The organism is Deltaproteobacteria bacterium (assembly GCA_029210625.1).
Taxonomy (GTDB): Bacteria; Myxococcota; Myxococcia; order SLRQ01; family SLRQ01; genus JARGFU01.
This window is the reverse complement of record JARGFU010000057.1, coordinates 1-11192: the sequence shown is the minus strand read 5'-3', so window position 1 is coordinate 11192 and position 11192 is coordinate 1. Positions and strand designations below refer to the sequence as shown.

The following is an 11192-nucleotide window of genomic DNA, read 5'->3' as shown; positions in this document are numbered from 1 at the left end:
GAAGGATACGCCGCCTTCTTCAACTCCTCGATCCACGACTTCTGCTTATATCTCCCCCTGCTTGCTTCCGTCGGCTTGCAGACCCGCCCATCCGGCGCAATACCCAAGGGCACCTTGAGGGCAGGCAGAGACATGAGTCCATCATACCTTTCAACGCCCATATCAGAGCATTCTGGAGAGAGGACGCAGCCTGACCTTCAGTAGATACTGCCGTGGGTCCAGGGCTTGAGCTAGTGACCCGCTGGATGCGTGCCAGGCAACCGGCGAATCCTGATGCGATACCCTCTACTTCTTGCGGGGAGATACCCGACGAAAGTGCGGTCACATGGCACATATATGGCACACCCGCTTCGTCATGCGGCGCAAACGCAAGCAAATACAATATCTTGAGAGCGGCCTGCCAGGCCTCATAAGCCCCGTGTCGGTAGTTCGAGTCTACCCACCGCCACCAATTTTCAAGGGTTTGCGGACTGTTTTTGGTCCGCAGACCCTTTGTTTTCCGTCCAGGAAGAGAGCGGCGACATCTCGGCCCGATTCAGTCGCAAAGCAGGACATCGAGCTCGAGCTGCAAGTGAGTCGTGAAGTCCTCCTCGCGGATGTGGGCACTCACGCGCTTGGCTGCCTCGTACATCGCCGTTCTGTTCACCCAGAAGCCCTCGAGGGGTAGGCCCTCGACCAGCGCCGAGACGGCCTGCACCCCTTCCCACTGGGAGGGATGATGCACGAGGCCCTCCTTGCAACCATGCTCGAGGATGTACCGCAGCCGGTCGAGCAGGGCTGCATCATCAGTGATGGAGATCGTGCGACACCGCCGGTCCCAGAAGGGGCCCGTCCACCCATGCAGTCGCCCTGCTTCGCGGGCGATGTTGCTCATGATGAAGCACTTGAACCGCGAAAGTTCGGCTTGCGTGCAGGCGGCGGCAAGGATGTGAAAATGGTTGGAGAGGAAGACGGGCGCGTAGATGCGCACGTCGAACATCTTCCGAGCCTTCGCCAGGACTCCGACGATGAGGGCGTTGAGGCGCCGTGAGGGTCTCAGGAGGTGGCGCCCCTGGACGGTGCGGGCAACCAGTTCGACTGGTTGCCATGGGTGGCAGAAGTGAAGGGGGCGAGGCACAGCGGCGATGCCTAGCAAGCCATGCACCAAGGACGCTCGACTCGTTGAGGCGGTACAAAATCCGCCAGATCATTGCCAATTTGATGAGGCGAGGCGCGGATCGCGCGCTCGGGTAGTCGGATGGGCGGACCGATTCTCGGAACAATGTCCCGGTGGGGGACCGTTGATTCGGTCTGATAATCGGGTGGCACCTATTGGGGGCACCTATTGGGGGCACCTATTGGGGGACGGAAAAGAGAACGCCCGCGCCGGAGGGGGCGCGGGCGTTCTGGAGTTCGTTCTACGTGCTTCTAGAACCGGGCCTGGAGGACCAGGTTGAAGGAGAGGACGTAGGGGTCGACGAAGACGGCGATGGTCTCGCCGGCCGCGCTCTCGCGGAAGGTGGCGCGGTTGTTGTCGACCTCGAAGGAGAGCTCGCCGAGGGCCGCGAGGGACTCGGAGATGTCGAGCTTCATGGTGCCCTGGAAGGCGAAGACCGGCACGGCCTGCTCACCCTCGGGCAGGACGTTGAACTCGCCCGCCCGGCGGATGACCACCGCCCGGTTGCCGGTCAGGCTGTCCGGCGGGTTCGTGCCGGCGGAGACGGCCTCGACCATCGCGTAGGCGGGGCTCTGCACGCCGAAGCGCAGGCCGGGCGTGAAGTGAGCCTTCGGGAAGTGGTAGTCCCAGGCCGCGGCGAAGAACCACTCGGGGTGGACCTCCATCGCGTCGGCGTAGGAGACGAAGGGCACCAGGGAGGGGACGTTGAAGAGGACGTGGGAGAGGTCGCGGTAGACCAGGTCGGCGAAGACGCGGTGCTTCTTGATCCGCATCGCGTAGTTGATGTCACCGGCGATGGCCTTCTGGGCCACGGTGGAGCCGTAGTTCTCGATGTCCTCGAGGTTCTGCACCAGGTACGAGAGCTCGGCCTTGATCACCCAGTCCATCCCGTCGTCGTACTTCACCTGACGGAAGAAGCTCTGATGATTCATCGGGTCGTTCTGGTAGAGCTTGAGGTCGATGGAGGTGCCGACGTCACGCCCGACGTGCCAGGCCACCTGACCGCTCACGCCCGTTGCCCAGAGCTTCTCGCCCCGGACCGACTCGCGGGCGAAGGTGCCGCGGGTGAAGTAGCCGCCGCCACCCTCGACGCGCAGCTCGTCGGTGAGATCGACGCCGAAGCCGGCCAGGCCACCGTAGTTGGCGACCTTCTCGGTGTTCTGCTCGGTGTTCCCCTCGACGGTCTCGTCGAGGACGGCGGTCTTCGCGCCCACCCAGGCGTACCAGCGGTCCCGGGTGACCTGCAGCCGGGCGCCCGGAACCTTGGTGCTCTGGATGAAGATGCCGCTACCACCCCAGGTCAGGCGGTAGGAGTAGCCCAGGAGGAAGCGGTCCGAGGAGACCGGGAAGCCGGTGAAGGAGATCGACTCCTTCTCGCCCCAGCTCTCCGGGCGGTGGCGCAGCTGCACGTAGGAGGAGGAGTCACGGATGCGGAAGGTGCTGCCGCGGCTGTCCTTGGGATCCACGTCCAGGCGGAGCACCAGGGCCGCGGCGCCGGTGAGCCCCTCGAAGAAGGTGGGGGACTCCTTGTAGAGCACCAGGTGGGTCAGGTTGTCGAAGCCCGAGTCCTTGGTGTCGTAGCTCTCGAAGAAGAGGTTGTTGGCGCCGTCAGCGTAGAGCTGGGGGCCGGGGCTGGGCTCGTCGGTCTCGCCCGGGCCGGCCAGGAGGTTGTCGTCGGCCAGCACGAAGGTCAGCCGGGTGTCGATGGCCGGGCTCCAGAAGGAGGGTGCCGAGGACTTCTCCTCGACCTGGTGGACCCGCACCTCGATGGTTTTGTGGTCGGCGTCTCCGCTCTCGAGGGTCTCGACCTTCACGGCCTTGCCGGCGGGGTCGGTGACGGTGACCTCGGGCTCACCGGCGCGCTCGAGCTTCACCCGGACCTCGGTCTTCTCGGGTTCGGCGGCGGGGGCCTCCTCGGCGGTGGCGTTCTCGGTGGTCTCGGTGGCCTCGGTGGCCTCGGCCTCGCCCTGAGCGAGCGCGAGGGAGGGGAAGAGGAGCAGGGAAGCGAGGGGGAGGATTCGCAGTGCGTTCATGATCGATGTCGTCGTTCGTTTGGCTTCGTTTGGAAGTGGATTCGTAGAAGGGAGGGGCCGGATCAGGGTCGGAAGACGACGTCCTGGGCGCTGCGGGCCACCACCACCCACCGCGGACGGGCGGGGAGGGAGTGGCGCAGGGTTCCGGCGATGTCGAGGGCGATGCCCTGGTACTCGGGCTTGAGGAGATCGAGCTCGGGGAAGCCCTGCTGAGTGAGGAAGTTGACCTTCGGACCGGCGCCGCCGTTCATGGCGCCCGACCACTGACCGTAGGTGGTCAGGCTCGAGGCCTCGGAGCAGGTCATGTCGAGGTTGCAGGCCGACTTGCAAGCGATCTCGCAGCAGGCCCGCTCTTGCCCGGTGGCGGTGCCGGCCTTCACGGCCGCCTCGCAGGCGACCCAGTCGGTGTCGAAGCCGCAGGAGGCGTCGAAGTTGGCCACGTCTCCGTCGAGGTTGTAGTCGCAGTCGACGAAGTTGGTGGGCGTCACGACGTTCTGAGCCTGCACCACCGCCGCCTCGAGGCTCTCGATGAGGATGTTGTCGGTGGCGTGACCGCAGAGGTAGGTGGTGCTGTTCGTTCCCGCCGGCACGGGGACCGGCGCGGGGCCGGCGTCGCAGATGACGTCGTCCAGCACCACCGGGATCGGCGCGGTCGGGCAGTCGGTGTTGGTGCCGGCCATCCAGGGCACGGAGCAGCGGTCCGTCGGGACCTCCTTCCGGGTCCAGGAGGGGAAGGTCAGCTGGGTCGAGCCGGTGAACTCCTGCACGGTCCCGATCACCGAGGAGAGGCGGTCACCGATGACGACCCCCTCGGGGAAGGAGAAGGAGTAGATGAAGAGGGAGCCGAAGTCGCCCGGGAGGCCGCCGGCCGGGGCCGGGGCCTCGAGGTCGGTGACGTAGAAGCCCTCGGCCAGGATGCCGGTGACGATCAGGTCGCCGCTGCGCACCTCGATGAAGCCGCCCAGCAGGGGGCTGGTCGTGGCGTCGGTGGTCACCTGCACCTGATCGATGCGGGGCATGTCGAAGTAGAGGGTGGGGGTGCAGCCGATGGCGTAGGTCGAGTCCTCGCCCCGCAGGTTGTCCTTCGCGCAGACGTGGGTGCGTCCGTAGACCGCCTGGAGGGTGAGGTCGGCCTGCCCCTTGCCGTCGACCAGGTCGGCCTGCACCAGGGTGAGGCCGTCCACGGTCTGGGCCTTGCCCGGCGCCGTGTAGAGGGTGACCGGGAAGTCGAGCCCCTTGAAGGGCCCGCCGGTGTTCGAGAGCGCGGTGACGGTCACCTGGACCGGCATCGGCGCGTCCGGGAAGGCCAGGGGGATCTCGGCGGTGCCGTACACCTGATCGAGCTCCACCTGGAAGCTGCTGACGGTCTCGGTGAGCTTGCGCTCCTCGACGCAGCCGGCGCTGCCGAGCAGGGCCAGGCCCGCCAGGGCGATGAGGGTCTTGCGGTACATGTCGATGCCTCTCACTGGAGCGACCGGTCGATGACCCGGCGCTCGATGCGTCCGTCCTCGACTCCGACCAGCACGGGCACCGAGAGTGGCGCCTCGCAGAAGGCCTTCATGGAGTCGGTGATGTGCCCGCAGTTCTGGTTGTCGCGGACGCCCGCGTTCAGGGCCTCCTGGACCTCCCCGCAGCTGCACTTGCCCGCGCTGGCGGCCTCCGGTGCGTCCCGGATGGCCTCACAGGTCCGGATGGCCACCAGGTCCACGACCTGGCCGTTGCAGCGCTCCACGGTCCCGTCGGGGCTGGCCGCGACGGCCGCGAGCAGCTCGTTGCAGGTGCAGAAGTTCCGCATCTTCTCGACGAGGCCGTCGCGCAGGGAGATGCCGGTGTCGAACTGGGTGGTGTTCCGCTTCAGCATGCGGAAGCCCGAGCCGCCCTGGGCGATGTAGTTGTTGGTCGCCATCTTGTAGGAGTAGCTCTCCTGCAGCGGCTGCCCGTTGATCATGATGTCCTTGGCCGAGTGGGCCCAGCAGCGGTTGTCCACGCACTGCCAGGGGATGCCGTCGGTGTCGGTGGGGTCGAAGTTGGGGCAGTCGGAGGGCTGCTGGCACTCGTACTCGTGCTCGTTGGCCAGCACCTGCCCGCAGTCCATCACGAAGCGCACGCCGGCGATCTGGGCCTGGGACTGGCAGCCCCGGCCGGCGGAGCGGGAGCCGACGTAGTCGAGGAGCTCCTGCACCTCGGTGCCGGAGAGGTACATGACGGTGATGGTGTTCTCGAAGGGGAAGACGTTGAACATCGTCTCCACGTTCACCGGCCCGGCGTAGATGGCGTCGCGGATGCCGAGGGTGTTGGTGATGGCGATCTCGGCGTCGACCCGCTTGCGCCGCCGCATGGCGTCGGCGGTGAGGTTGCCCAGCGGGGCGTCACCGCCGGACGACGAGTTTCGGCGCTGGATGACCCGCGGCGCGTAGGCGAAGATCGCGGGCAGGTCGAGGGAGTTGTTCAGCCCCAGGATGTAGGGGGCGAGCATCCGGTTGGTCTGGGCGTCCTCCCGCCTCGCGCACTGCGGCGCGAAGTTCTCGATCATCTCGAGGTAGGGGCCCGGATCGAGGGGGTTGTAGGCCGGGCGATCCTCGAGGCACCAGATGCCGTCGAGGGGGAAGGCCTTGTAGGTGTGGGCCGCCACCTCGTGGCCCCGCTCCGGGTGGTCCGGATCGGTGCGCAGCACCAGGTCGAGGCGCCCGAGGTACTTGGCGAAGGCGCCGGAGTGCGCCAGCACGACCTCGCGGCCGTCGAGGTCGACGATGACCTGCGGGGGCGAGAGGACGACGTGGAGGTGACCGCCCATGATCACGTCCAGGCCGCGCACGCCGGGGATGAAGTAGGTGCCCGTGCCGTCGCCCAGGTCCTCGACCAGGTGCCAGGGCTGATCCTCGCGCTGCACGAAGAGGCGGGCCTCCTCGTGGGCGAAGGTGCGCTCGTAGCCGGTGACCAGCTCGACGTCCTCGTGCAGGCCGAGGTGGCTGGTGACCGTGATGACGTCGACCTGGGGCAGGAGGAAGTCGACCCAGCCGCGCAGGGCCTCGTTCTGCTCCAGCGGCATGGCGCCGGTGGAGTTCCCCTCGGCCACGATGGAGTTGAGCGAGGAGATGTTGGCCATGCCGATGACCGCCACCTTCAGACCCCGGGCGTTGATGATGGTGTAGGGCTGGGAGACCTCACCCAGGGGCACCACGCCCTCCTTCTGCGGATCGCGGAAGTCGTAGTTCGCGGCCAGCAGGGGGTAGGTCGCGTGGGCGGCCGCCTGGTAGTAGAGGTTCCAGGCGCCCGCGTCGAACTCGTGGTTCCCGATGACCACGCCGTCGGCGTGGACCTGCGAGAGCCAGCGGATCTCCACCTCACCGAGGTTCTCGTTGAAGATCGGCGCGCCCTGGAAGCAGTCACCCGAGTCCAGGTGGATGGCCCGGTAGCTCTTGGCTCGCTCCCGCTTCAGCAGCGCCGAGAGCCGGCCGATCCCGCCGTAGGGGGGGGCCTGCTCGGCGAGGCCGAGGTTACGGTCGGTCGTGAGGGGCTGCAGATCGTAGGGGAGGAGCCGGGAGTGGATGTCCGAGGTGTGGAGGATGGTCAGGGCGACGTCCTGATCCTCCAGCGCCGGCTGCTCCTGCTTGATGAGGCAGCCGGTGCCGGTCAGGGCCAGCACGGCCGCCCAGAGCATGGTGCGGTTCATGGAGCTTCTTTCTTGCTGAAGAGAAGATGCGGTGCGCCCTAGGGCGTGATGTCGGAGGCCTGCCGGGGCTGGATCCGGTAGTGGCTGAACGCCCAGTCGACGACGCCGGTGATGGTCTGGATCTGCTCACCCGCGGTGGCCTGGTAGAAGTACATCGAGTCGTCGACGGCCATGACGCCGGAGTCGACGGTCCACTCGTTGTAGGTGTCGGGGGCGGCATCGACGACCATCTTGGAGGCGCCCTTGTCCACGGTCACCAGGACGCCCTCCCAGGGCTCGCCGGTGTTGCCGAGGAAGGTGCCGGGATCGGTGATCGCCTCGGGCGCCGGCACGGCGGCGGTGCCGGTGACGGTCAGGCTGGAGACCGTGAGTTCGGACATGCCGTTGTACTCGGTGTAGGTGCCCTCCACGGTGACCTGATCGCCGACGTTCAGCGAACCCGGATCCTGGGCGGCGGGCACGTAGACGTAGATGCCCGTGTAGGCCCCGGTTCCCTGCTGGATGTAGAAACCGTAGACGCCGCCACTGTTGCGGGGGACGACCGCGGTGACCACGGCGTCGACGACGCGGACGTAGGCGTTCTCGCCGGGGAAGTCGACGGCCGTGGTGTCCTGGATGGAGGTGATGGGCAGCACGGTCGGGCCGACCACGGTGCCGATGGTGATGTCGTTGGCGTCGCGAGGCACCAGCGCGTAGCCGAAGGCGTAGTGGAGGAAGCCGGCGAGGCGATCGAAGGTGTCGCCCACCGAGTGGGGCCCGAGGTCGGAGCCCATGAACATGTCGTCGACCTTCAGGCCGCCGGTGACCTGGAACTCGCCGTACTGGTTGGAGGCGACGGTGCAGGTGGTCGCACCGATCTCCACCAGGACGCCCTCCCAGCGCTCGGCGGTGGCAGCGTTGGCCAGCTCGGCGGCGGTGAGCACCTCGGGCGTGGGCGCGGTGCCGGTGCCGGTCTTGGTGATGGTGTTCAGGGTGATCTCGGAGACGGTGTCGGTGTCGCCGTTGAAGGCGAACTCGGTGTAGTTGCCCGAGAGGTCGACCAGATCGCCCACGGCGATGGCGGACATGTCGGCGTTGGCCCGGTTGTAGACGTAGATGCCCGAGTTGGGGCCACCCGCGACCTCCTGCACCACGAAGTTCACCCGACCGTTGGCGTCCGGAGCGGACTTGCCGGAGACCACCACGCCGGAGAGGCCCACCGCGGCCCCATCGCCGGGGTAGTTGGCGGAGTTCGGATTCTGGATGTCGTAGATCGTCAGGGTCACCGGACCCGGGTGGGTGCCGTCGGTGAAGGTGATGTCGTCGTTGTCGCGAGGCTGCAGGCGGCGCTCGTCGTAGCTGAAGTTCATGATGCCGACGAGGGACTGGAAGCTGTCACCCTGCGTCCGCATGCCGGTGTAGTCGTGGTAGAAGAGGTTGCCGACGAGGAGGTCGCCGGTGACGCGGAAGTCGCCGTGATCGTTGCCGTCGGTGCCCAGCACCGGGGTCTCGGTCACGCTCACGCCCCGCACCTCGACGAGCACGGACTCCCACTGCTCGGACTCGGCGCTGGCGGTGGCCAGGACGGACGCGTCGAGGACCTCGGGGGCGGGGATCGGCTGACCGCTGGCCACGACGGTGGCGGTGCAGTCGGTGATCTCGGTGAGGTCGAAGTACACGTCCATGGTGCCGCGGAAGTTCACCTCGTCACCGCGAGCGAGGGGGGTGTCGAGGCCGAAGAGCATCACGCCGCTGAAGGGGCCGCCGGCCTTCTCCTGCACCCAGACGTCGTAGAAGGTGACGCCGCTGCGGGTGCGGGCGTCGACGGCCGTCACGATCACGCCGTCCACCGCCACCGGATCACCGATGCCCGGGTAGAAGTTGCTGGAGGGATCCCGCACGTCGTAGATGGTGAGGGTCGGGGGCGCGGTGCAGGCGGTGTCGTCGGCGCAGCCGATGTCGTCGCAGTCGAAGAAGGTGTCACCGTCGTTGTCGAGCCCGTCGTCGCAGCTGCCGGGGGCCGAGGGGCCCTCGATGGTGCCGCCGCCGCCGTCGCCGCCACCGTCGGTGGTGGAGCCGCCGTCGGTGTCGTTGTCACGGACGAAGGGGCAGCCCGCCGAGCCCACCAGGGTGAGCAGGAAGGCCGAGAGGACGAGAGAAGACAGGATCGAACCGCGCATGATCGAGACCTCGGGGGTGTTTGGAATGAAGAGTGTCCGGCGTCGGTGATGACTGCCGTTGCCAGCGGGCCCCCGCTTGGGGCACTTACGACCGCGTGCCCCTCGCCCGCGGCGCCGAACGCGCGGACAATAGGGGGGGGGCGGCGCCGTCGTCAATGGAAGGCCCGAACCGCCGTGAAACCCCTGAAAGGACCGGAGAAAATGCCCACGGATCCCCGCCCGGAAGCCCCCCGGCCCGTCGCCCTCGAGGTGGTGCAGGATCGGACCGCCGAGGCTCGATGCGACGAGGGCTTCCTGCGAGTGAAGCGGCTGATCTGCCGGAGCCGCCGCGAGGACGGCAGCCGGTCGGAGCCCTTCCCGGTGGACCTCGTCGATCGTGAGCACCTCGACGCGGTCGGCGTCCTCGTCTGGCGTCGGGGGGCGGCGGGGCCCGAGCTGCTCCTGCGCGACTGCCTCCGCCCGGGGGCCTTCTTCCGCAAGGACCGAGAGCCCCCGGTGCCCGAGGGCGAGGCGGGCCTCTTCGTGCAGGAGATCGTCGCGGGGATCCTCGAGGCCGAGGATCGGGGCCTCGAGGGAGTGCGGCGCCGGGCGGCGATCGAGGTGCTCGAGGAGGCGGGCTTCCGGGTGGCGCCGGAGGAGATCGTCCACCTGGGCGCCCCCTTCTATCTGGTCCCGGGCACCCTCTCGGAGAAGGTGCACCTCACGGCCGTCGAGGTCACCGGCCGGCCCCGGGAGCTACCCGAGGGCGACGGGTCGCCGATGGAGGAGGGCGGGAGGATCACCTGGATCCCCCTCGCCGAGGTCCAGGCCCGCAGCCAGCGCGGCGAGCTTCAGGACGCCAAGACCGAGCTGGGCGCCCACCGCCTGCTGCTCCACCTGGCCGGAGAGGACCGCTAGCGGCCCTGGCGGCTGCGGCGGATCCGATCGAGCTCCTTGTTGATCCGGGCCCGCTCCTCCTTGAGGAGCGCCTCCCGGGTCTCGTCGTCGTCCTCGGAGGCCAGGATCTCGTCGACTGGTGAGGTGTCCTCCTCGGCGCCGGCCGCCTCCTCGTCCACGAAGCGGCGCCGCACCGCGGCGTAGAGGTCGCCGCCGGCCTTCACGCCGACGCCGATGATCACGGCCGAACCGAGGGCTCTGAAGAGTCCGAACATCGTGGGCTACCTCCTTGCTTCACTCTACCAACGGGGAGCCTGGCCCGGGGATCCGGCGGCCGCAAGAAAGAAGGGCGAGCCCGCCGTCATCCGGCGGACTCGCCCTTTGGTGGAGGTGATCGGGCTCGAACCGACGACCTTCGCATTGCGAACGCGACGCTCTCCCAGCTGAGCTACACCCCCATATCGGGAAGGCGCGGGAGATTAGGGCGGTGCTCATCTGCCGTCAAGAACCTCGTGGCGAGCGGGGGCATTCCCTCCGGGGGGGGAGGGGGGCGAAAAGGGGCCAGGGGAGTTTTGACACTCGTTCCCCCTCACTGTTATTGACCTTGTTTTAGGGGCTTGGCCGACCTCGATTCCAAGGTTGGCCCCGATGTCCCCAGGGAACACAACGAGCATGGCAACCGAAACCGCAGCTCCTTCCCCACAGGATCTCGCGGCGCTGGAGAGCGCCTTCGCCGCCGATCCGGCCGGGAACGCCTATCGACCCCTCGCCGAGGCCTACCTCTCGCTCGAGCGTTTCATGGAGGCGATGGTCGTCTGCAAGAAGGGCGTGAAGGCCAACCCCGAGGATCCCTCGGCCCGGGTGCTCCTCGCTCGCGTCTACGCGGCCCAGGGCAAGGACCGCAAGGCCAAGACCGAGCTCGAGGGCGCGCTGGAGATCGACGACGCCGCGGCCGAGGCGAACCGCATGCTTGGTCTGATCCTCCTCGAGGAGGGGGAGATGGACGTGGGCACCGAGCGCCTGAAGAAGGCCGCCGACGCGGCGCCCACGGACTCCGGGATCCTGGCGGCGCTGGAGAAGTGGGGGATCGACTACCGGCCCGTGCAGCCCGAGCCCGAGGCCCCCGAGCCCGAGATCCCGCCGCCTCCGGCGGACATGGTGCCCCAGGTCCGGGAGGTCGTGGCCGAGAGCGCGCCGGCGCCCCCCACCAACGGTGGGATGGGAGCCGTCCAGGCGCCCGCGCCACCGGCCCCGGTGGCCGCCCCTCCCGTCGCGGCCCCCGCGGCCGCCCCCAC

8 protein-coding genes and 1 tRNA gene are annotated in these 11192 nt (G+C 68.0%); 2 read left to right on the top strand and 7 right to left on the bottom strand.

The genetic code is table 11. The features are described from left to right. Positions 1-535: 535 nt before the first annotated feature. The 5 genes from P1V51_25150 to P1V51_25130 form a co-directional block, all read right to left on the bottom strand. Positions 536-979, bottom strand: coding sequence for a hypothetical protein (locus P1V51_25150; GenBank protein ID MDF1566343.1), 444 nt, complete (start codon positions 977-979; stop codon positions 536-538). Positions 980-1407: 428 nt separating this feature from the next. Beyond that, positions 1408-3189, bottom strand: coding sequence for a hypothetical protein (locus tag P1V51_25145; GenBank protein ID MDF1566342.1), 1782 nt, complete (start codon positions 3187-3189; stop codon positions 1408-1410). Between the two features lie 62 nt (positions 3190-3251). Beyond that, positions 3252-4640 (bottom strand): hypothetical protein, encoded by a 1389-nt coding sequence (locus P1V51_25140; protein ID MDF1566341.1) that lies wholly within the window; start codon positions 4638-4640, stop codon positions 3252-3254. Positions 4641-4651: 11 nt separating this feature from the next. Then, positions 4652-6862 (bottom strand): bifunctional UDP-sugar hydrolase/5'-nucleotidase, encoded by a 2211-nt coding sequence (locus P1V51_25135; protein ID MDF1566340.1) that lies wholly within the window; start codon positions 6860-6862, stop codon positions 4652-4654. A 38-nt stretch (positions 6863-6900) separates the two neighbouring features. Continuing rightward, a complete protein-coding gene (locus P1V51_25130; protein ID MDF1566339.1) occupies positions 6901-9021 on the bottom strand; it encodes a hypothetical protein in 2121 nt (706 codons plus the stop codon). Positions 9022-9222: 201 nt separating this feature from the next. On the opposite strand from P1V51_25130, the gene P1V51_25125 reads away from it, so the two are divergent. Continuing rightward, a complete protein-coding gene (locus tag P1V51_25125) occupies positions 9223-9918 on the top strand; it encodes an NUDIX hydrolase (protein ID MDF1566338.1) in 696 nt (231 codons plus the stop codon). On the opposite strand, the gene P1V51_25120 is transcribed toward P1V51_25125, so the two are convergent. Both P1V51_25120 and P1V51_25115 read right to left on the bottom strand, forming a co-directional pair. Continuing rightward, positions 9915-10172 carry a hypothetical protein gene (locus tag P1V51_25120; GenBank protein MDF1566337.1) on the bottom strand — a complete coding sequence of 86 codons (258 nt, stop codon included), beginning with the start codon at positions 10170-10172 and terminating at the stop codon, positions 9915-9917. The two genes, P1V51_25125 and P1V51_25120, sit on opposite strands and share 4 nt — an antisense overlap. Before the next feature lie 107 nt (positions 10173-10279). Beyond that, positions 10280-10355 (bottom strand) — tRNA-Ala (locus tag P1V51_25115). Between the two features lie 214 nt (positions 10356-10569). Between P1V51_25115 and P1V51_25110 the strand changes: the two genes are divergently transcribed. Then, on the top strand, positions 10570-11192 hold a 623-nt coding region (locus tag P1V51_25110; protein ID MDF1566336.1), incomplete at its 3' end, for a hypothetical protein.

Coding starts and splice junctions, on each gene's coding strand:
- P1V51_25150 (MDF1566343.1), bottom strand. CDS start 979: ATGTTCGACGTGCGCATCTACGCGCCCGTCTTCCTCTCCAACCATTTT.
- P1V51_25145 (MDF1566342.1), bottom strand. CDS start 3,189: ATGAACGCACTGCGAATCCTCCCCCTCGCTTCCCTGCTCCTCTTCCCC.
- P1V51_25140 (MDF1566341.1), bottom strand. CDS start 4,640: ATGTACCGCAAGACCCTCATCGCCCTGGCGGGCCTGGCCCTGCTCGGC.
- P1V51_25135 (MDF1566340.1), bottom strand. CDS start 6,862: ATGAACCGCACCATGCTCTGGGCGGCCGTGCTGGCCCTGACCGGCACC.
- P1V51_25130 (MDF1566339.1), bottom strand. CDS start 9,021: ATGCGCGGTTCGATCCTGTCTTCTCTCGTCCTCTCGGCCTTCCTGCTC.
- P1V51_25125 (MDF1566338.1), top strand. CDS start 9,223: ATGCCCACGGATCCCCGCCCGGAAGCCCCCCGGCCCGTCGCCCTCGAG.
- P1V51_25120 (MDF1566337.1), bottom strand. CDS start 10,172: ATGTTCGGACTCTTCAGAGCCCTCGGTTCGGCCGTGATCATCGGCGTC.